At 66.8% G+C, this 19,663-nt stretch carries 17 protein-coding genes; 6 read left to right on the top strand and 11 right to left on the bottom strand.

The window, feature by feature from the left end; translation table 11 throughout:
* Positions 1-10: 10 nt before the first annotated feature.
* Complete coding sequence (locus KVT32_RS14835; protein WP_217618423.1) at positions 11-985, bottom strand: tripartite tricarboxylate transporter substrate-binding protein; 975 nt, start codon at positions 983-985, stop codon at positions 11-13.
* A 364-nt stretch (positions 986-1,349) separates the two neighbouring features.
* Between KVT32_RS14835 and KVT32_RS14840 the strand changes: the two genes are divergently transcribed.
* Positions 1,350-3,767 carry a mechanosensitive ion channel domain-containing protein gene (locus tag KVT32_RS14840; protein WP_217618424.1) on the top strand — a complete coding sequence of 806 codons (2,418 nt, stop codon included), beginning with the start codon at positions 1,350-1,352 and terminating at the stop codon, positions 3,765-3,767.
* A 63-nt stretch (positions 3,768-3,830) separates the two neighbouring features.
* On the opposite strand, the gene KVT32_RS14845 is transcribed toward KVT32_RS14840, so the two are convergent.
* Both KVT32_RS14845 and KVT32_RS14850 read right to left on the bottom strand, forming a co-directional pair.
* Positions 3,831-5,231 (bottom strand): GAF domain-containing protein, encoded by a 1,401-nt coding sequence (locus KVT32_RS14845; RefSeq protein ID WP_175155365.1) that lies wholly within the window; start codon positions 5,229-5,231, stop codon positions 3,831-3,833.
* Positions 5,228-5,719, bottom strand: a complete 492-nt coding sequence (locus tag KVT32_RS14850) for a hypothetical protein (protein ID WP_217618425.1) — start codon at positions 5,717-5,719, stop codon at positions 5,228-5,230. The genes KVT32_RS14845 and KVT32_RS14850 overlap by 4 nt, the downstream gene beginning before the upstream one ends.
* Positions 5,720-5,921: 202 nt before the next feature.
* On the opposite strand from KVT32_RS14850, the gene KVT32_RS14855 reads away from it, so the two are divergent.
* Positions 5,922-6,662: a hemerythrin domain-containing protein gene (locus KVT32_RS14855; protein WP_217618426.1), complete on the top strand. Its 741-nt coding sequence runs from the start codon at positions 5,922-5,924 to the stop codon at positions 6,660-6,662.
* A 43-nt stretch (positions 6,663-6,705) separates the two neighbouring features.
* On the opposite strand, the gene KVT32_RS14860 is transcribed toward KVT32_RS14855, so the two are convergent.
* A complete protein-coding gene (locus KVT32_RS14860) occupies positions 6,706-7,410 on the bottom strand; it encodes a hypothetical protein (RefSeq protein WP_152384276.1) in 705 nt (234 codons plus the stop codon).
* A gap of 181 nt (positions 7,411-7,591) precedes the next feature.
* Between KVT32_RS14860 and KVT32_RS14865 the strand changes: the two genes are divergently transcribed.
* The 3 genes from KVT32_RS14865 to KVT32_RS14875 all read left to right on the top strand — a co-directional run bounded on the left by KVT32_RS14865 (position 7,592) and on the right by KVT32_RS14875 (position 10,631).
* A protein-coding gene (locus KVT32_RS14865) for an IS3 family transposase (protein ID WP_217618427.1) occupies positions 7,592-8,709 on the top strand; the annotation gives its coding sequence in 2 pieces (ribosomal slippage) (positions 7,592-7,853 and positions 7,853-8,709; 1,119 coding nt in all).
* A 51-nt stretch (positions 8,710-8,760) separates the two neighbouring features.
* Complete coding sequence (locus KVT32_RS14870; protein WP_371825587.1) at positions 8,761-9,519, top strand: hypothetical protein; 759 nt, start codon at positions 8,761-8,763, stop codon at positions 9,517-9,519.
* A gap of 197 nt (positions 9,520-9,716) precedes the next feature.
* Positions 9,717-10,631, top strand: coding sequence for an MBL fold metallo-hydrolase (locus KVT32_RS14875; RefSeq protein ID WP_217618428.1), 915 nt, complete (start codon positions 9,717-9,719; stop codon positions 10,629-10,631).
* Here the strand turns inward: KVT32_RS14875 and KVT32_RS14880 are convergent.
* The 7 genes from KVT32_RS14880 to KVT32_RS14910 all read right to left on the bottom strand — a co-directional run bounded on the left by KVT32_RS14880 (position 10,615) and on the right by KVT32_RS14910 (position 18,256).
* Positions 10,615-12,015, bottom strand: coding sequence for a M20 family metallopeptidase (locus KVT32_RS14880; protein WP_217618429.1), 1,401 nt, complete (start codon positions 12,013-12,015; stop codon positions 10,615-10,617). The genes KVT32_RS14875 and KVT32_RS14880 overlap by 17 nt on opposite strands.
* Positions 12,012-12,992: an ABC transporter ATP-binding protein gene (locus tag KVT32_RS14885; protein ID WP_217618430.1), complete on the bottom strand. Its 981-nt coding sequence runs from the start codon at positions 12,990-12,992 to the stop codon at positions 12,012-12,014. Before KVT32_RS14885 ends, KVT32_RS14880 begins: the two co-directional genes overlap by 4 nt.
* Positions 12,989-13,978 carry an ABC transporter ATP-binding protein gene (locus KVT32_RS14890; protein WP_217618431.1) on the bottom strand — a complete coding sequence of 330 codons (990 nt, stop codon included), beginning with the start codon at positions 13,976-13,978 and terminating at the stop codon, positions 12,989-12,991. The genes KVT32_RS14885 and KVT32_RS14890 overlap by 4 nt, the downstream gene beginning before the upstream one ends.
* Positions 13,979-13,980: 2 nt before the next feature.
* Complete coding sequence (locus tag KVT32_RS14895; RefSeq protein WP_217618432.1) at positions 13,981-14,889, bottom strand: ABC transporter permease; 909 nt, start codon at positions 14,887-14,889, stop codon at positions 13,981-13,983.
* Position 14,890: 1 nt separating this feature from the next.
* Positions 14,891-15,808: an ABC transporter permease gene (locus tag KVT32_RS14900; RefSeq protein ID WP_056317093.1), complete on the bottom strand. Its 918-nt coding sequence runs from the start codon at positions 15,806-15,808 to the stop codon at positions 14,891-14,893.
* Positions 15,809-15,872: 64 nt separating this feature from the next.
* Positions 15,873-17,474, bottom strand: a complete 1,602-nt coding sequence (locus KVT32_RS14905; RefSeq protein WP_254636889.1) for an ABC transporter substrate-binding protein — start codon at positions 17,472-17,474, stop codon at positions 15,873-15,875.
* Positions 17,475-17,497: 23 nt separating this feature from the next.
* Positions 17,498-18,256 carry a GntR family transcriptional regulator gene (locus tag KVT32_RS14910; protein ID WP_223575669.1) on the bottom strand — a complete coding sequence of 253 codons (759 nt, stop codon included), beginning with the start codon at positions 18,254-18,256 and terminating at the stop codon, positions 17,498-17,500.
* 200 nt (positions 18,257-18,456) lie between these two features.
* Here KVT32_RS14910 and KVT32_RS14915 point away from each other — a divergent pair, with 200 nt between their 5' ends.
* Positions 18,457-19,653, top strand: a complete 1,197-nt coding sequence (locus KVT32_RS14915) for an alanine--glyoxylate aminotransferase family protein (protein WP_217618433.1) — start codon at positions 18,457-18,459, stop codon at positions 19,651-19,653.
* Positions 19,654-19,663: the final 10 nt, after the last annotated feature.

Consider the following 19,663-nt stretch of genomic DNA (forward strand, 5'->3'; position numbering starts at 1 on the left):
CTCGCGGGGTTTACTCCACCCGAGCCCCCGACGCCGCCACCACCTTCCCGGCCGCTTCAAAATCCGCGTTCAGCAATTCCTGAAACTGCGCCGCCGACTTCGCTTCGGCTTCGACGCCCAGCGAGGCCAGGCGGGCCTGCACCTTGGGGTCGGCCAGCACCTTGTTCACGGCGGTGTTGATCTGGTCGCGGTCGGCGGTGGAGATGCCGGCCGGGGCCAGCAGGCCGAGCCAGGAGTCGAAGGCGTAGCCGGGCAGGCCGCTTTCGGCCACGGTGGGCAGGTCGGGGGCAAAGCGTGAGCGGGTTTTGCCGGTGTAGGCCAGGAACGTGACGCGCGGGTCGTTGCGGTAGGCGGTGACGCCGATGGTGGCGGCGGTGACCGCCTGGACGCGGCCGGCCAGCAGTTCGGTCACGGCGTCGCCCGTGGACTTCATGGGGATGTGCTGCATCTGCGCGCCGGCGGCGGTCAGGAACGACGCCATGCCCAGGTGCGAGGCACTGCCGTTGCCTGCGGACGCGTAGTCGTAGGCGCCGGGCTTGGCCTTGACGGCCTGGATGAATTCGGCCGTGTTCCTGGCGTTCAGCGACGCGGACGCAAGGATGATGTAGCCGGTGTTGCCGATGTAGGCGACGCCGGTGAAGTCCTTGCCGGGGTCGTAGCTGAGGTTCTTGTACAGATATCCGGCGATGTTGTGGCTGGCGGCGGCCAGGACCAGGGTGTTGCCGTCGGGCTTGGCGCGGGCGACCTGGGCGGTGCCCACGGTGCCGCCGGCGCCGGCGCGGTTTTCAATCACGATCGAGGCGTCCAGGGCCTTGCCCAGTTCATCGCCGATGGCGCGAGCGATGGTGTCCTGGACCGCGCCGGTGCCGTAGGGCACGACGATGCGGATAACGCGTTGATCGGCGAACGCGGCGCCCATGCCGGCGGCGGTCAGGGCAAGAGCGAGCAGGGTGTTGCGGCGTGCGGCTTGGAATCGTGAGGTCATGAAGCGGACTCTTGGTTGGGCGCACCGCTCGGATTGCGGCGCGGGTAGGACGGCGTTGGACTCTAATCAATGGCTCCGCCCGCACCAACGAATTAATCGCCGCTTGTTTATTGCTTGCGGCGATAAAGCCGCCGCCAAAGGGGACAGACCATGGGCTTTATCATGTGCCAGTGACCAAGCCGCGACTCCGGTCGCCGGCGCTTTTTTTTTGCCCTGGCATCCATGCCCTGATCGCAGAGGAGATTTATTAGTGGTTCGATCCGCAACGACAGCATCGCACTCCCTTCCGACCCGCCATCATGCCGCCGTCTCCTGGCGGCGCAGACGGGAAAGGCCATGGCTGGCGGCCTGGCTGCTTGCGGCGATGCTCAGTTGCTTGTCGTTCCTGTGGCAGGCCCCGGCGGTGGCCGCGTTCCCGCTGCTGCCGGCTGCGTCGGCGCAGGAGCCGGCAGCCACGCCTTCGACCCTGACCCCCGCCGCGTTGGCGGATCTGCTGGACAACCCCGAAGCCCGCCAGGCCCTGATCGACCAGCTTCGGTCGCAGGCGGCAGGAGACAAACAGGCGCCGGCCGGCAACGCGCCATCGCGCGCGGCGCCCGCCAAGCCCGTTGCCGCCACGCCGGCCGAACCCAGCCTGCAAGAGCGCATGGCCGACGGCGTCCAGCGTTTCCTGACCAGCATTGCGGCCGACATGGGGCAGGGTGCCGACGACCTGCGCGCGCTGGCGTCGGGCCAGAACCTGCGCATGGACAGCGGCCAGGCGCGTAGCGCCTTGCTGCCGCTGGCGATGGCCGCCATCGCCACCATCATCGCCTTCATCCTGCTGCGCATGATCGCCATGCGCATCTATACGCGGATCGACCATTGGGTTGCCGAGCAGGGTTGCGAAACCGGCACGCCCCCCGCGCGCGGCAAGCCGGCGTCCATGAAGGTGCTGGCGCGCCGCGCGGGCGCGATCATCGGCGCGCTGGCCATCGACGTGGCCGTCGTCCTGCTGGCCGCCATGGCGGGCGGCGCGGCGGCGCTTTGGACCACGCCGGGGCGCGGCACGCTGGACGGGCTGGCCTCGCTGTTTCTGCAGGCATTTGTGGCGGTGGAGATCGTCAAGGTGCTGATCCGCACGGTGTTCGCCGTGCGCCATCCGCATCTGCGCCTGTTGCCGATGTCTGACGAACTGGCCAAGTACTGGAACGCGTGGCTCGTGCGCATCGTGGCGGCGGCCGGTTACGGCACGCTGGTGGTCGGTCCCGTGATGGCGGCGGCGCTGTCGCCCGCATTGGGACGGCTGACGACCATGCTGATCATGCTGGCGGTGTACATCTACGCCGTGCGCGTCATCTGGCAGAACCGGCACGCCGTTCGTGAACGCCTGGACCGCCGCGCGGCTGGCGCCGCCACCTTCATGGGATCGCGCCTGCGCCTGCTGTCGCGCATCTGGCACGTGCTGGGCATCGTCTACTTCACCATCCTGCTGGTAGTCAGCCAGGTCGACCCGACGGACGCGTTGCCCTTCATGGCCCGCGCCACGGCGCAGACGCTGCTGGTCATCGGCGTGGGCAGCCTGCTGATCCTGCTGCTCAATGCCATGCTGTCCAAGCCGATCCGCCTGTCGGACGACCTGCGCCGGCGGCTGCCGCTGCTGGAAGCGCGCGTCAACGCCTACGTGCCGGCCGCGCTGAAGGTGGTGGGCTGGATCATCCGCATCATCATCGTGCTGCTGATCCTGGACGCGTGGCGGGCCTTTGACCTGTCGCGCTGGCTGGCGTCGGACGCCGGCGCCGCCGCGATCAAGGTGGTGCTGAACATCGTCATCGTCCTCCTGATTGCCATGCTGGCGTGGACGGTGATCGCCAGCATCATCGAGCACCGCCTGAGCCAGAGCGAAGAGCGGGGCATGCCCAGCGCGCGCGAGCGCACGCTGCTGGCGCTGTTCCGCAACGCCGCGCTGATCGTCATCGTGACGATGACGCTGATGGTGCTGCTCTCGCAGATCGGCATCGACGTCGGTCCGCTGATCGCGGGCGCCGGCGTGGTGGGCCTGGCCATCGGTTTTGGCGCGCAGAAGCTGGTACAGGACATCATCACCGGGGTTTTCATCCAGCTTGAGAACGGGATGAACGAGAACGACGTGGTGCAGGTGGCAGGCGTTTTCGGCACGGTCGAGAAGATGACCATCCGCTCGGTCGGCATCCGCACGCTGGACGGCGGCTACCATCTGGTGCCGTTCTCGTCGGTGGACGTGGTGGCCAACCACATGCGTGACTTCTCGTATCACCTGGGCGAATACACCATTGCGCACCGCGAAAGCGTGGACGACGCGATCGAGCATCTGCGCGCGGCCTTCGCCGAACTGATGACGGATTCGGTGCTGGGACCGGAGATCCTGGAAGAAATGACCGTGGCGGGCGTCACGGCGGTCAACGACAAGGGCGTGACCATCCGCATCCTCATCAAGACCACCCCCGGCATGCAGTGGGCGGTGCAGCGCGGCTACAACCGGCTGCTCAAGAAGCACTTCGACGCCGCCGGCATCGAGCTGCCGTACCCGCACACGGTGGTGTATTTCGGGCAGGACAAGCGCGGCTTTGCGCCGCCCGCCAACGTGCACCTGCAGGCCGAACGGCCCGACGAGGGCGGGGACGCGCGCGCCGCGGGCCATACGCGCCGCCGCTTGAAGCCGGAAGCGGCCAACGCCGATTCGGCAGAGGTGCTGGGCAACGAACTGGAGGCCCGCGAAGAGGCCGAAGCCGATCCCGCGCGCACGGAGCCGGCGCGCAGCTGAGGCCACCGAACGGCGATCGCGGCACGGGCAACGACACCTCTGGCGGGTGCCGTTGCCCGTGTATCACGCCGCCGCGTCGTCGGCGGATTCCAGCCGCAGCGCGCGTGCCGCCGTCAGCGTATAGCAGCCGCGCCGCACCTTGCCGATCTGCAGGGGGCCGCCCCAGTCGGCCAGGCGGCGTTGCAACAGCAGCAGGCGCACGCCCAGGTTGTCCTGGATGTCGGGCAGGCCGAGCGAGCTGCCCGCCAGCCGCAATTGCCGCGTCGAAAAGTCCCAGCGCCCCGTGCGCTGGGCGTCGTTGGCGATCTTCCAGAGGATGGCGCCTGCCACGCCCTTGATGAGGTACTGGTCGTCGATGAAGATCGTGCCATCGCGGGGAAAGTAGCGCAGATGCAGGGCAGGCGCCGTATTCCTGCCTGCGCCCGGGTCTCCCTTCGCGAATGCGTGCCCGGGCGGAACGGCGCGGTGCTGCGTCGGCATGGGCGGCGCCGCGTCCAGTTCCGCGCGTTGCAACGCCACCAGCGTCTGCGCAAGCTGCGCGCCCAGCACCGCCAGCGCGTCCTCGTCGTCATAGCCAAAGAACTGATCGCTTTCGCTTTCGACCAGCAGCGCGCCCACGGTCCGCCCGCGCGCGCGCAGCGGAACGGCCAGTTGGCTGCATGGCGTGGCCAGGCCCGGCAGGGCGATCGGCTGGCCGCCCGTCCAGTGCTTGTCCACGGCGATCTGGTGCAGCGTGCGGCCATAGCGGTACATGCGCGCCATATGGCCGATCCGTAGCGCCACGCCTTCGCGCACGGCCACGCCAACCAGGCCCGCTTCGGCCAGCGGCAGTTCGGCGCCGGTTCCCTGCTGCGGGTAGCCCATGCTGGCAAGCGCATACAGCGTCTGGCGATCCCCATCCAGCAGCCACAGGATGGCGTGCCGGACAGCCAGATCCTGGCGCAGTCCGTCCAAAGCGACCTGCGGCAGTTGGGCAAGCTCGCCGCATTCGGCCAGGCGGGCCGAAACGGCGCGCGCACCCGCCGCCAGATCGCAGCGCGGCTGCAGCGTGGCTAGCGGCGCGCCCGGGTGCAGGGGCGCGATGTCCAGCACCGCATAGATATCCGCGCCGCGCAGCCGGAATACGTCCTCCATGCCCGAGTGCGCGGCGATGCCCGCCAGTTTGGCCCGCAGCCGCTCGAAGACCGGCCCTTCGGTTTCGGTGCGCACATAGCGCAATTGCAGGCCCAAGCCGCCGCCGGAGCGGGGATCCTCGACCATCAGGCTGGCTCGCCGCGTGGCAAGAATGTTCTTGCGGCTTTGGTTGAAAAACTGGAACGTCAGCGCGACGTGGTTCGTGTCCACGTACTCGACGTGCGACAGCAGATTGACGTGGGGAATGCCGTCGGCAGACACGCTGCAAAGCGTGGGCGGAATGCCGCCGTCCAGAATGCGGCGCACCCCAAGCAGTGTCAGGGCGCTCATGCGTCAGGCTCCAGCGCGATGGCCTGGCCGGCGTCGGGCCCGGGCGTCTGGTTCCACGCACCCGCCACGCTGAAGGTGATGGCCATCATCGCGTGTGCCGCAATGCCGTACCAGTGGTCCAGGAAGGGCGCGCCGGCAAAGCCGTCGACGTCGGCCAGTTCGCGGGCCAGCGTGTCGCGCCGCAGCATCAGCAGGGCGGCGTGGGATCGCTGCGCAGGCGCGACGCGCGCGTCATGCCCTTTGACGTGCAGGGTGCGGTTGCTGCGCGGAGAGGTGGCCAGCAGGGCGACCTGGGCGGTTTCTCGCACCGCGGCCACCACCCGGGGCGCGGCGCATTCGGCAATCAGCACCAGCAGACGGCCGTCGGGCAGCGCGTCAACGGCCAGGGCGCGGCCGACATGCGGATTGCCGTCCAGATCGCAACTGCCCAGCCGCAGCGAAGGCAGGGCGGACAGGCTAAGGCTCCATTCGGCGGGCAGTCTGGGCACGGCGCGAGGCCTCAAGACGGTTGGACGTCGGCGTGCCGGAAATCATAGGCTGCTTAACAGACTTTTAGCAACGCGCGGCCCGGGCTTTTCCTAGACTGTCTTCGCTGGCTGGCACTCGGGATTGGACCGGCGCCGCGGCCGGCATTCGCACCACTGCTCAACGCGCGAATCCCGCTTTTTCACCGCACAAAAGGTCTACTCCATGAACTGCCTGATTGCTTCCCCGTCCTTTCCGCCGTCCGGCGCCGATGCGCCGCGCGTGGACATCTATGTTGGCATCCACAAGGCGCTGCGCGCCATGATGATGGATACGCTCTTGGCCGTTGGCCGGATCGACGTGCATGACGCCGCCGCCACGCGGGCGGTCTGTGAACGCGTGCTTGCGCTGGCGGACTTGTGCGCCAGCCATCTGGGTCACGAGAACGACTTCGTTCATCCCGCCATGGAAGCACGGCGTCCGGGTTCCAGCGCACGCGTCGCTGGCGAGCATGCCGAGCACCTGGCCGCGATCACGGCGTTGCGCGAGGCGGTGGCGTGCCTGGGCGCCGCACGGCATGCCGCCGCTCGAACGGACGCCGCGCTGCGGCTGTACCGCGGGCTGGCGTTGTTCGTGGGGGAAAATTTCGTACACATGCACGTGGAGGAGTCCCAGCATAATCAGGCGCTGTGGTCCTGCTACAGCGACGACGAACTGCGTGCGCTGGAGGGCGCCATCGTGGCCTCGCTGCCGCCGGCCGAGAATCTGTGCGTGCTGCCGTGGATGATTCCGGCCATGACGCCCGACGAGCGGGCCGCGTTGCTGGGCGGCCTGCAGATGGCCGTTCCGGCGCCGGTCTTCGAGGCCGTGCTGCAGGCCATCCAGCCGCACCTGACGCCGCAGGAATGGACCAGGCTGATGCGCGCGTTGGAACCGGATCAGGTTCCCGTTCCGTTGGAAGCGTGAATTCGCGCCAGCCTGGCTTTGCAATCGTTCCGGGTTTGGGGGCCTACCGTCCGGTCTGCACGCCTGCGGCCTGCAAGCGCTCGTTGACGGCCTGGTAGCCGGCGCTCGTCATGTCGGTCTTGCGGATCGCCTGGTCGCAGGCCTTGCGGTCGTCAGGGCAGCCGGATTTGTCCGGCATGTCGCCCGCGACGACGAAGTAGTCGACGACGAACTTTGCCACGTATTTCTTGACCGGCTTGCCTTGAAGGAATGCGGCGATGTCGGCGCGAAACGTGGCGACGGTCTTCTCGGCGATCGGCGCCCAGTCCTGGCATTGCGAGAACGTGGCAACGCCATCGGCCCACGCCAGCTTGGTGCAATTGAGCAGCAGGGCGTCGGCGGGCTTGGCGCCGGCCGGCAGCATGGCGCGGACGGTTGCCCCGCGCGTGCCGGCGAAGGTGACGACGCCGGCTTTCGCGGCGGCAGCGTCGATGGTTGTCTTGATCACGAAGGAATCGTCGATCACGGCCGGCACTTTGTCGTTCGGACCTTTGGCGTAGATGTCCGAGATCTTCTGGGCGTCCACACGCGAGTAATCCATCACCCGGCCCAGCAGGCGCCAATCGGCGGCAAGCAGCGCATCATGCTCTTCGCGGATGCCATATTCCAGAACGGCGCGCTCAATCTCGGTGGGCGTGTAGGCGGCGCTGGCCAGTGCAGGCAGCAGGGCGGCCGCAGCGGCGGCGAATGCAAGGGGAATCTTCTTCATGGAGATAGGGCGTAAAGGAATGGTCCGCGAGGGTAACCGAGATGGGCGCCGCCTGTCCCGGTTTGACCACGCCGCGTGCGGTATAAACGAGACCCACCTGACGTGCCCCCGGAATATCCGTACAGGTCAAAACTAGAGGTAAGGTTGCTTCTCAGCGCCCCGAGCGGGGCGAGGAGAAGCCATGAAACGGTCAAGATTTACCGAAGAGCAGATCGCCTACGCGCTGCGACTGGCAGACAGCGGCACACCAGTGGTCGATGTATGTCGGCAACTCGGTGTGTCCGAGGCGACTTTCTACACTTGGAAGAAGAAATTCGCCGATTTCGGCGTGAGTGAACTGCGTAAGCTCAAGCAGCTTGAGGACGAGAACGCACGCCTGCGGCGCATCGTCGCGGACCTGACGCTGGACAAGCAGATCCTGCAAGAGGTAGTGCGAAAAAAAGTCTGAAGGCCGCCAAGCGGCGCGAGCTGGCGGCTTGGATGCACGAGCGCTTCCAGATCAGCGTGCAGCGCGCGTGCGCACTCGCGTTGCTGCAACGGTCGACCTGGTACGCGAAGAGTCATGCGCGAGACCAAAGTGCGCTGCGCCAGCGCATTCGCGACATCGCCCTGAGTCGTCCGAGGTTCGGCTACCGACGTGTGTTGGTGATGCTGCAACGCGAAGGCTGGAACGTAGGCAAGAAGCGTGTCTATCGTCTCTATAGCCTGGAGGGCTTGCAGCTGCGAATGAAGGTCAAGCGCCGCAAACGCATTGCGCTACTTCGAGGCAAGCCGCCGGTGCCGACCGGGCCGAACCAGCACTGGAGCATGGATTTCGTCCATGATCAGATGCTAGACGGACGCAGCGTTCGCATCCTGACCGTCATTGATCAATGGAGTCGCGAGAGTGTGTGCCTAGAGGCCAACTTTCGGCAGACTGGCCGGTGCGTTGGCCAGGCGCTGGACCGGTCTGCGGTTCTGCGCGGCTGGCCCAAGGCAATCACCGTGGATAACGGAACGGAATTCACGTCTCGGGCGTTGGACGACTGGGCATACCGACGCGGCATCAAGCTCGATTACACGCGCCCCGGCAAGCCGACCGATAATGGGCTGATCGAATCGTTCAACGGTCGACTGCGTGACGAATTCCTTAACCTGCACGAATTCATCACGCTGCACGACCTGCGGCAAAAACTTCAGGCTTGGCAGGACGACTACAACCATCACCGTCCCCACGGCTCACTCGGCCATCTGACCCCGTGTGAGTACGTCCAAAAGTGGTCAGAGCAACCAACAGAGACAGCCACCCTCCAGTTTTGAACTGTCCAATTTACGGGGGAAGGTCACACCATGTCAGAGCAAGGGAGTCTCGTGTCCAGCAAACTCGGAGCAGGCCGCCTCGTCGCGGCGACCGCCAGCGTCATCCGGCAACAGGGCCGCACGATGCTGGCCGCGGCCCCCTGGTCGTTGGCGGTGTTCGTGCTGACGCTGCCGTTCGCGCTGGTCGTGTCTCCCTTGTATCGGCTTCAAGATTGGCTGATCCTTGCGCTGGCGCTCGTCTGCCTGATCGCCTTCGCGCGCACGACGTACGCGTGGCATCGGGTGGTATTGCTGGGCGAGACCGCGCACACGGCCGCCGCGCGGGGCGGCAGCCCGGAGGCCCGGCACTTCGTGTTGCTGGGTGTACTGGCGGTTGGCGGCATGGCGATCGCGCGCGCCACGGGCGATCTTCCGTATGTCCTCTACATGCTGATCGGCGGCGGCAACGATGAATTGTTCTACGGCATGCTGATGGCATTGCTGGCATTGGTGTGGCTGCCCGTGCTGTACGGATTGGCCGTGTACGGCCTGAGCCTGCCCCGCGCTGCGGTCACGGGCACGTATGGGTTTGGCGCGGTGCGTGGCGCGATGCGCTATCCGCGGTGGCCCCTGATGCTGGCATTCCTCACGTTACTGGTCCTGGGCGCGCACGCCAGCAACGACTTGCGTCCGATGCTGTACGACTACGTGGGTGTTCAGGCCCTGCAGGGTGTGCTGGCTGCGGTGGGGTGCGTTGGCGTGATCTTTGTGCTGACGGCGATGACCGCCGTGGCGTATCGGGACTCGGAGATTGGCGCCGAGTTGAATTGAGCAGGTTTGCGCGGCGGGCCAATGCGCCATCCGCATTGGTGCGCATCGCACAACATCGTGCTTCCCGCGCCGTGTCTACCGCGGCTGCGGTGGTCGTCCTACGATGCCTTCACTGTCGATCGACTCGTACCACCCCGCCTGGCGCGCGCCGCTTGCCCGCTGCGCCGCTGCCTGACTGCCATCCAGGAGATGACGCCATGTTTTCCGCAGACACTTTGGACCCCATCACCCAGACCGCCATCGATCTGGTTCCTTCCCGCTATGCCGTGCAGATCGGCGACATCGATGCGCTGGTTGTCAGCGACGGGGTGCTGCCACTTCCCACCTCGACGATGGCCACCAATGCCGATCCGGCCGATCTGGCCGACTGGCTCGACCACATGTTCATGCCGCCGGACGCATTCGACTGGCCGCTGAACGTGATGGTGGCGCGCAGCGGCGAGCAGACCATTCTGATCGATGCGGGGCTGGGCGGGCAGTTCCCGGGCTTTCCACGCGCGGGGCAGTTTCCGCAACGCCTGCAATCGGCGGGCATTGCGCTCGAATCCGTGACGGACGTGATCATCACGCACATGCACATGGACCATGTGGGCGGACTGCTGGTCCCCGGCGTGAAGGAGCGCCTGCGCAAGGATGTGCGCATCCATGTCAACGCAACCGAAGTGGCGTTCTGGACATCACCGGACTTTACGCAGACGGTCATGCCCAAGCCGGTGCCCGCCGTGTTGCGCTCGACCGCGACCAGCTTCTATGAAACCTATCGCGACCAGATCCAGGTCTTCGAGGATCGCAAGGAAGTGGCGCCGGGCGTGATCGTGCGCTTGACCGGCGGCCACACGCCCGGCCACTGTGTCGTCGATCTGATCTCGGACGGCGACCGCCTGACGTTTGCGGGCGACGCCGTATTCCCGGTGGCGTTCGATCATCCCGAATGGCACAACGGCTTCGAGCACGATCCGGTGGAGTCGGCCCGGGTTCGCCTTGCCCTGTTCAACGAATTGGCCCAGAACAAGGGGCTGCTCGTGGCGGCGCATCTGCCGTTCCCGTCGGTGGGCCGGGTGGCCAAGGAAGGCGATGCGTTCCGCTGGGTGCCGGTTATCTGGGATTTCTGATCTCGGGCGTGTCGCCCGCGCCCAGGTCCCAGTACAGCCCCGTCATCAGGCTGAGCCCCTGCCGCAGCAGTTCGGGCGGCAGGTGTTCATTGGGCGCGTGCTGCGAGCAGCCGGGGTACGAGTGGGGCACCCAGATCGTCTTGAGGCCCAGCACGTCGGTGAAGATGTCGTTGGGCAGCGAGCCGCCCAGGTTGGGCAGCAGTGCGGTCTTCTGGCCGGAAGTGCGTTCCAGCGACGCAACCGCCCAGCGCACCCAGGCGTCATCCGGGTCGATGCGGGTCGCGCGGAACATGGTTTCGCGCGTCAGGGATATCTGCACCATCGGAAAGCCGTGGCTGTCCAGATGACGGCGCAGGGCCGGAATGAGGTCGTCCGGGTCCACACCCACCACGAAGCGCAGCTGGCAGCGCGCCCACGCGCGCGGCGGGATGGCGTTGACGGGCGTGTCCGGGTTGCCGGTCTTGTAGGCCAGCACCTCGAACGAACACCAGCCGAAGACGCGTTCGGCGGGCGACAGGCCGGGCTCGCCCCAATCGGGTTCGATCTCAGGCCCGTCCGCGCCGCCATCGACTTCGCAGTCGGCCAGCGCGCGGCGCACGGCCGGCGGCAGTTCCTTGGGCACCCATTCCGGGATGCGGATCTGGCCGTTGGGCGTGGCGATGCTGGCGATCGCATGCGCCAGTTGCAGGCCGGGGTTGGAGATCAGTCCGCCCCAGTTGCCGGAATGATGGCCGCCGGCGCGCGCCTCGATGGTGAGGTCGAAGTTCAGGCTGCCGCGCGCGCCGAGGAAGATGGTGGGGCGGTTGGCGCTCAGGCGCGGGCCGTCGGAGGCGATCAGCAGGTCGGCCGCCATGAGGTCGCGATGCTCGGTGCACAGTTCGCGCAGGCCCATCGAACCCGTTTCCTCGCCCATCTCGATCAGGTATTTGGCGTTGAAGCCCAGCTTGCCGCGCGTTTCCAGGACCAGCCGCAGCGCCTCCATGTTGATGCTGTGCTGACCCTTGTTGTCGGCGATGCCGCGGCCATACCAGCGGCCTTCGGCCTCGGTCAGCGCCCAGGGCGACAGGCCTTCCTTCCATTCCCGTTCCAATCCGCGGATCACGTCGCCGTGGCCGTAGCCCAGCACCGTGGGCAGGGCCGGGTCCTCGATGCGCTCGGCGTACAGGAAAGGGGCCAGCGCCTTCGGATGCGTGAGGGTGCGGCAGGTAAAGCCCAACGCTTCGAACGCCGGCCGGATTTCCGATTCCAGATAGTCCGACAGCACGGCGGCGCGCTCGGGGTTCTGGCTTTCCGTGGGCAGCGCCAGCCGGCGCGCCAGAAGCGTGCGGAAAGCGCCGGAATCAAAGCACTGCTTGGCCTGGGCGATGGCTTGTGCGCGGGTCATGGCTGGGAAGCTCCGGTGGAAGTCGAAGGATGGGTCGGATAGAGGTGGCAGGCAACGAGCGCCCCATCGCGCAGCGTCAGCGCGGGCCGTTCGGTCTTGCATTGCGGCATGGCGTGCTGGCAACGCGGATGGAAGGGGCAGCCGGACGGCGGGTGCAGCGGGTCGGGAAACGACAGGCCCAGGCCCATGTCGGGGATGCCCAGCCCCGGTTCGGGGGTGAGCACCGACGCCAGCAGCGCCTGCGTATAGGGATGGCGCGGGTCGTGAAAGAGGCGGGCGGTGGGCGCGGATTCGACAACGCGGCCCAGGTACATCACGGCCACGTGGGTGGCGATGTGTTCGACCACCGCCAGGTTGTGGCTGATGAAGACGTAGGTCAGGTTGAAGTCGCGCCGCAGGTCCATCAGCAGGTTCATGATCTGCGCCTGCACCGACACGTCCAGCGCGGAGGTCGGCTCGTCGCAGATCACGATCTCGGGCTGCATCACCAGCGCGCGCGCAATGGCCACGCGCTGGCGCTGGCCGCCCGACAGCTGCCCGGGCGTGTTGTGGGCCAGCCGCGGCGGCAGGCCCACGCGTTCCAGCATGTCGATGGCCTTGTGCATCTTCGGGTTGGGGATGCCGTGCACCTCCAGCGGCAGCGACACGATGGACGCGATGGAGCGGCGCGGGTTCAAGGACGAATACGGGTCCTGGAAGATGGGTTGCACGCGGCGGGCGAGGGCGCGCCGGTCCATCTTTCGGATGTCCTGGCCTTCAAGGCGGATGCTGCCCTCGGTTGGCGGCGTCAGACCCAGCAGCATGCGTGCCAGCGTGGACTTGCCGCAGCCCGACTCGCCGACGATGCCCAGCACCGCGCCCCGGTCGACGGCCAGGTCCACGCCATTGACCGCGTGCAGCGTGGCCCGCGGGCGGAACATGCCGGCGCGCACCGTGAATTGGCGGCTGACGGCATCGGCTTGCAGCAGCGCGCTCATGCGGGGACTCCTTCGGCGCTGAGAATGCAGCGCCATTGCTGGCCAGCGGCCTGGCCATGGATGGGAACGGCCTGCCGGCACTGCGGTTGCGCATGACGGCAGCGATCGGCGAAGGCGCAGCCGCGCAGCTCGCCCACCAGCGACGGCACGACGCCCGGGATGGTGCCCAGCGCCTCGCCCGGGGCCGTGCGGCCGGGCACGGGGATACAGCCAAGCAACCCTTGCGTGTAGGGATGGTGCGGGGTGGCGAAAATGTCGGCCACGGGGCCTTCTTCCACGATCTGGCCGGCGTACATCACCGCCACTTGGCGGGCGATGCGCGCCACCACGCCCAGGTCGTGCGTGATCAGCACCATGGCAATGCCCAGTTCGGCCTGCAAGTCCGCCAGCAGCCGCAGGATCTGCGCTTGAATCGTGACGTCCAGCGCGGTGCTGGGTTCGTCGGCAATCAGCAGCTCGGGACCGCACATGAGCGCCATCGCGATCATCACCCGCTGGCGCAGCCCGCCGGACAACTGGTGCGGATACTGGCCCAGACGCTGGCCGGCCGACGCGATGCCGACCTTCTCCAGCAGTTCCACGGCGCGGTCGCGCGCCTGCTGGCTGCTCGCCTTGCAGTGGTGGATGTAGTGTTCGGTGAGCTGTTCGCCGATGGCGTAGGCGGGATTGAGCGCCGTCATGGGCTCTTGGAAGATCATCGCCATCTTGCTGCCGCGCAGCGCATTGACGCGCCGGCCGCGTGCCTTGGACAGGTCCTCGCCCAGCACGGCCAGCCGGCGCGTGCTGCGCCGGGCGGCCTTGGGCAACAGGCCCATGATGGCCAGCGAGGTCATCGACTTGCCGCAGCCTGATTCCCCGACCAGGCACAGCGTTTCGCCGCGCCGGACCTGGAAGGACACGTCGCGCACCGCGTGCAGCGGGCCGCGTGGCGTGGCGATGTCGACGGTCAGGCCCTGCACGTCCAGGACGATATCGGTGCCATTCATGCTCAGGCCCTCTCTTCAGGCGTCAGGAGTTGATGCAGTCCGTCGCCGGCCAGGTTGATCGCGAAGATCAGCAGCGCCAGCGCCGATCCGGGAATGGCGATCAGCCAGAACGAGAAGAACATGTAGGCCTTGGCCTCGGAGATCATCAATCCCCAGGACGGCAGCGGCGGTTGAACGCCCAGGCCCAGGAACGACAGCGAGGCTTCCAGCAGGATCGCGCTGGCGGCTTCCAGCGTGGCGATCACGATCAGTTGCGGCACGACGTTGGGCAGGACCTCGCCCCAGACGATGCGCCAGGTGCTGGCGCCGGCCGCCTGCGCCGCGGCCACGTATTCCAGTGAGCGCACCTGCTGCGTGGCGCTGCGCATCACCACCGCGTAGCGGTCCCACTTGAGCAAACCCAGCACCAGGATCACCACCCACAGCGAACCGCCGACGATGGCCACGGTGGCCAGCGCCACCAGGATGACCGGCATGGACAGCCGCGTGGTGATGAGAAACGACACGGCCATGTCGACCTTGCCGCCGAAGTAGCCGGCCGCCATGCCCATCGCCGTGCCGATGAGGCCGGAGATGAGCGCGACGCTGATGCCGATCAGGAGCGAAATGCGCGCCCCGTAGAACAGGCGCGACATGTAGTCGCGTCCCAGCTGGTCGGTGCCCAGCGGGTGCAGCCAGGTGCCTTTCTCGTACCAGACGGGCGGCGCGGTACGGTAGGCCAGATCATGGAAATAGGGATCGTGCGGCGAGATCCACGGGGCCAGCAGGGCGATCAGCACGATGACGAGCAGAATGCCGCCGCCGGCCAAAAGCGCCTTGTTGCGCCGCAGGCGGCGCCAGCGCAGCGTGGCCGCGGACAGTTCCAGCGGCGGCGCCGCGGACGTGGCGGGGGTGATCGTAGGCGTATTCATGTCAGGACACCCGGATGCGCGGATCGAGCCACGCGTTGGCCACGTCGGCGGCAAGCGTCAGCAGCACATACAGCACCGACAGCAGCAGCACGATCAGCTGCATGACCGGATAGTCCTTGTATGTGATGCTCTGGTAGGCCAGGTAACCCAGCCCGTCCAGCGCGAAGATGGTCTCGATGACCACCGAGCCGCCCAGCAGGTAGCCCAGCTGCACGGCGGCCAGGGCCACCACCGGCACGATCGCGTTGCGCAGCGCGTGCTTGAAGATCACCTTGCCGGCCGGCAGCCCCTTGGCGCGCGCGGTGCGGATGTAATCGGCGCCCAGCACCTCGATCATGCCGGCGCGGATCAGCCGCATGAACGCAGGCGCCACGTAATACCCCAGTGCGATCGCGGGCATGACGAAGTGCTGCCACGTGCCACTGCCCGACACCGGCAGGATGCGCAGGGAGATCGAGAACAGCATGATCAGGATCAGCGCGAAGAAGAAGTTCGGCAGCGCCTGTCCCAGCACGGCAATCGCCAGGCAGACGCGGTCGATCAGGCTGCCCTTGTACAGGGCGGCCAGCACGCCCAGCGGAATCGAGATGAACAGCGCGAAGGCCAGCGCGGCCATGCCCAGCTTGAGAGTCGTCGCCAGCTTGGACAGGATGAGCGGCCCGGCTTCGGTCTTGAAGTACACCGAGGTGCCGAAGTCGCCCTGCAGGATGTGCCAGAGCCAGTCGGCGTACTGGACGATGATCGGGCGGTCCAGCCCGTAGGTCTTGCGGATCATGTCGATGTCGGCCTGGCGCGCGCCTTCGCCGGCCAGCGCCAGCGCCGGGTCGCCCGACAGGTGCAGCAGCAGGAACGCCAGAATGGACACGGTCAGCGCCACCAGCGCCGCCAGGCCCAGGCGCCTCAGCGTGAAATAAAGCATAGGACTTCCTCTCTGTTCAGCAGCGCCGGGCGGGCCGCGGGGCCGGCCCGGCGCGGGGCGCGCCTTACTTCCAGCTCATGTCCCAGAAGCGCACCAGCTCATCCGAGTAGGGCTTGAAGTTCACGTCCTTGGTGGCGACGTAGTAGGCGGGCAGTGTCCAGAGCGGCACCGCGTAGGCCTTTTCCGCGATGATGTCCAGCGCCTCCTTGTAGGCCGCCTTGCGCTGCTCGCTGTCGATGGTGGTATCGCCCTTTTTCAAGAGGTCGCGCACCTTCGGGTCGCGCGTGATGTCGTCGCTGCCGAAGGCGAAGTAAACCGGCGTGGAGGCCGACACGTCGTTCACCAGGTTCGAGCCCCAGGTCTGGTGCGTGAGCGAGGCCTTGTTGGCGCGGATCATGTCGCGCATCGCGGCGTATTGCAGGAAATTCAGCTTGGCGCGGATGCCGACGGCCTGCAGGTAGTTGATGATGGCTTCGGTCTGGTTGCGTTCGCGGTACGCAACGATGTCGATGTCAAAGCCGTTGGGATAGCCCGCCTCGGCCAGCAGCTTCTTGGCCTGCGCGGGGTCGTACTTGTAGGTCGGGGCGCCTTCCTGCGTGCAGCCCACCTGCGACGGGGTGCAGATGGTGTTGATGAGCCCGCCGCCTTCGCCCACGATGTTCTTGAGCATCGACTCGCGGTCGATTGCGTGGATGATGGCGCGGCGCACGCGCTCGTCCTTCAGTTGCGGCGCGGGCGTGCCTTCCAGGATGTTCATCTGCATGAACACGATGCGCATGGTGTTGCCGGTCACCATCTGCAGGTTCGGCATGCCGCCCAGCTGCTCGGCCTGGTCCTTGGGCACGCTCATGATCAGGTCTTCGCCGCCGGAGATCACCTCGGCCATCTGCGTCTGGCGGTCGGGGATGAAGCGGATGACCACCTTGCCGATCTTGGGCTGCGCCTTGGGTGAATCCTTGAAGTAGTCGGCGTTGCGTTCCAGCGTGATGGACTTGCCGGGCTGATAGTCCACGACCTTGTACGGACCGGAGCCCACGGGCTTGGCGTTCATGCCCTTGGGGCCGACTTCCTGGTAGTACTTGGCGGGGTGGATGGCGGCCGTGGTGGACAGGTATTCCTTGGCGCCGGGGAAGGGCTCCTTGGTGGTCAGGCGGACCTTGTACTTGTCGATCTTCTCGACCTTGTCGATCCAGGACACGTTCTGCTGCGTGACCGCCTTGTTCTTCGGGTCGGCCACGAAGTTCAGCGTGTAGACCACCGAGTCGGCGTCGAACTCTTCGCCGTTGTGGAATTTGACGCCCTCGCGCAGCTCGAATTCCATGGTCTTGTCATCGATCTGCTTCCAGCTCTTGGCGAGCTGGCCCTTGTACTCGTTGGTGACCGGGTCGCGGTAGAGCAGGGTGTCCCACACGTTGGCCGCGATGATGACGCCGATGCGCACGTTGTTGAAGTACGGGTCGACACTTTCCGGGGCCTGGTCGTAGGCCATGCGCAAGGTGTCGTCCTTCTTGCCGGCAAGCGCGGGCTGGGATGCCAGTGCGGCGCAGGCCACCAGCGCGGCGGCCAGTGCCTTCAATGGCGTGACGCGGCGCAAGGACAGCGCGGACGCGGCGGGGGTGAAGCGAGAAAGCGGGATGCAGCAAGGTGTGAAGCGACTATCAGCCATGGTGAAGGCTCCTCTTGATGACACTACATGTGTTGCGTATCTATCGTCTCGCTCCGGCTCTTGAGCGCCGCCTCGCATTTGCGCTGCAGGTGCTGCCGCATGATGGCTGCCAGCCGGTCCGCGTCGCGCGCGGCAAGGGCCTCCGCCATTTCTATGTGTTCACGCATCGCCAGATCCCATTTCTGCCGATTCTCGTTCGAGACGAAGCGCAGGTTCTGGATCCGCGCGTTCTGCGCGTCGTAAAGCTGCTTGAGCAGGCTGTTGTGCGCGGCCAGGCTGATGCGTTCGTGGATCTCGCGGTTGACGCGAAAGTACGTCGGCAGGTCATGCCGCGCATGGCTGGCCATCATTTCGTAGGTCAGCGCGCGGATCTCCGCGATCTCGACGTCGGTCGCGCGCTCGCAGGCAAACCGGCACGACATCGCTTCCAGCCCGCCGATCACTTCGAAGGCTTCGCGGATGTTCGCTTCGGACAGCGCCACCACCTGGGCGCCGCGGTTCGGTTCGATCTGCACCAGGCCTTCGGCGGCCAGCAGGCGGAACGCCTCGCGCAGCGGGGTGCGCGACACGCCCAGCAGGTCGCACAGCGCGCGTTCGTTCAAGCGGGTGCCGGGCGGGAATTCGCCCTGGATGATGCGTTCGCGCAGCGATCCGGCCGCCGATCCCGCCAGCGTGCGCCCGTCGCCGGCGGCGCGAACGGCCGCTGGGACTGGGGCGGGCGCAAGATCGGGCGAGGCCACGGCCCCGGCGTGATCCGGCAAGAAGCTAGGATCGCTGCTCATTGGTATACAAAAATTCCCCTTGTTTTCGCAGACTATAAACCTGTCTTTGCTGTGGTTTTGATGGGTGTATACCCTAGGTTATCGACGTAAAAACAATGGGATAGAGTGGCGCAAGCCGCAAGTCCGCCAGGCTGGCGCGCGTCGCATCACGATGCGCGCAGGCTGTGCTGGTATACAAACCGTCAACATTGGGGCCCCGCATGCTCACGCTGAACTCCCACCCGTCCGGCCGGCATTTCCTGCAGATTCCCGGACCGACCAACGTCCCCGACCGCGTCCTGCGCGCCATCGACCAGGCCACCATCGATCATCGGGGACCGGAATTCGGCGAGCTTGGCAAAGCGGTGCTGACGGGCATCAAGCAGGTTTTCCAGACCGAATCGCCTGTCGTGATCTTTCCGGCCTCGGGCACCGGGGCGTGGGAGGCGGCGCTGGTCAACACGCTGTCGCCGGGCGACCGCGTGCTGATGGTCGAGACCGGCCACTTCGCCAGCCTGTGGCGCAAGCTTGCCGGGCGGCTGGGACTGGATGTTGATTGCATCGAAGGCGACTGGCGTCGCCCCGTCGATGCCGGCGTCATCGGCGCGCGGCTGGCCGACGATGCCCAGCACCGCATCAAGGCGGTGTGCGTGGTGCACAACGAGACCTCAACCGGCGTCACCAGCGACATCGCCGCGGTGCGCGCCGCCATCGATCAGGCCGGGCACCCGGCGCTGCTGATGGTCGACACGATTTCCTCGCTGGGCTCCATCGACTACCGCCACGACGAATGGGGCGTGGACGTCACGGTGTCCGGATCGCAGAAGGGCCTGATGCTGCCGCCGGGCCTGTCGTTCAACGCGGTGGGGCCGCGCGCGCTGGCCGCGGCCGAGACCGCGCGCCTGCCGCGCTCCTATTGGGATTGGCGCGAAATGCTGGGCCCCAACGCAAAGGGCTATTTCCCGTACACCCCGTCGACCAACCTGCTGTATGGCCTTCATGAAGCGCTGGCCATGCTGGCGGCCGAAGGCCTGCCGCAGGTGTTTGCGCGCCACGAGCGCCACGCCCGCGCCACCCGGCTGGCGGTGGCCGGGTGGGGGTTGGAGCTGCTGAGCCTGGACGCGGCCGCGCACAGCCCGGCGTTGACCGCGGTGCTGATGCCCGACGGCCACAGCGCCGACGCGCTGCGCAAGGTCATTCTGGACCGCTTCGATATGTCGTTGGGGCAGGGGCTGGGCAAACTTTCCGACCGTATCTTCCGCATCGGCCATCTGGGCCACTTCAACGACCTGACGCTATGCGGCACGCTGGCTGGCGTGGAGATGGGGCTGGCCGCGGCTGGCGTCCCGCACCGCTCGGGCGGATTGCAAGCCGCCATGAAATACCTGACCCGCGCGCCCGAACGCGTGGCGGGATGAACACACAACA

This window comes from Achromobacter sp. GbtcB20 (genome assembly GCF_019091095.1).
Classification (GTDB): domain Bacteria; phylum Pseudomonadota; class Gammaproteobacteria; order Burkholderiales; family Burkholderiaceae_B; genus Achromobacter; species Achromobacter mucicolens.

Bases quoted from the DNA above. Each gene is read 5' to 3' on its own strand.
- KVT32_RS14910 (WP_223575669.1), bottom strand. From the start codon at position 18,256: ATGAGCAGCGATCCTAGCTTCTTGCCGGATCACGCCGGGGCCGTGGCC.
- KVT32_RS14885 (WP_217618430.1), bottom strand. From the start codon at position 12,992: ATGAGCGCGCTGCTGCAAGCCGATGCCGTCAGCCGCCAATTCACGGTG.
- KVT32_RS14860 (WP_152384276.1), bottom strand. From the start codon at position 7,410: ATGAAGAAGATTCCCCTTGCATTCGCCGCCGCTGCGGCCGCCCTGCTG.
- KVT32_RS14905 (WP_254636889.1), bottom strand. From the start codon at position 17,474: ATGGCTGATAGTCGCTTCACACCTTGCTGCATCCCGCTTTCTCGCTTC.
- KVT32_RS14835 (WP_217618423.1), bottom strand. From the start codon at position 985: ATGACCTCACGATTCCAAGCCGCACGCCGCAACACCCTGCTCGCTCTT.
- KVT32_RS14890 (WP_217618431.1), bottom strand. From the start codon at position 13,978: ATGAATGGCACCGATATCGTCCTGGACGTGCAGGGCCTGACCGTCGAC.
- KVT32_RS14900 (WP_056317093.1), bottom strand. From the start codon at position 15,808: ATGCTTTATTTCACGCTGAGGCGCCTGGGCCTGGCGGCGCTGGTGGCG.
- KVT32_RS14880 (WP_217618429.1), bottom strand. From the start codon at position 12,015: ATGACCCGCGCACAAGCCATCGCCCAGGCCAAGCAGTGCTTTGATTCC.
- KVT32_RS14915 (WP_217618433.1), top strand. From the start codon at position 18,457: ATGCTCACGCTGAACTCCCACCCGTCCGGCCGGCATTTCCTGCAGATT.
- KVT32_RS14845 (WP_175155365.1), bottom strand. From the start codon at position 5,231: ATGAGCGCCCTGACACTGCTTGGGGTGCGCCGCATTCTGGACGGCGGC.
- KVT32_RS14875 (WP_217618428.1), top strand. From the start codon at position 9,717: ATGTTTTCCGCAGACACTTTGGACCCCATCACCCAGACCGCCATCGAT.
- KVT32_RS14895 (WP_217618432.1), bottom strand. From the start codon at position 14,889: ATGAATACGCCTACGATCACCCCCGCCACGTCCGCGGCGCCGCCGCTG.
- KVT32_RS14840 (WP_217618424.1), top strand. From the start codon at position 1,350: ATGCTCAGTTGCTTGTCGTTCCTGTGGCAGGCCCCGGCGGTGGCCGCG.
- KVT32_RS14855 (WP_217618426.1), top strand. From the start codon at position 5,922: ATGAACTGCCTGATTGCTTCCCCGTCCTTTCCGCCGTCCGGCGCCGAT.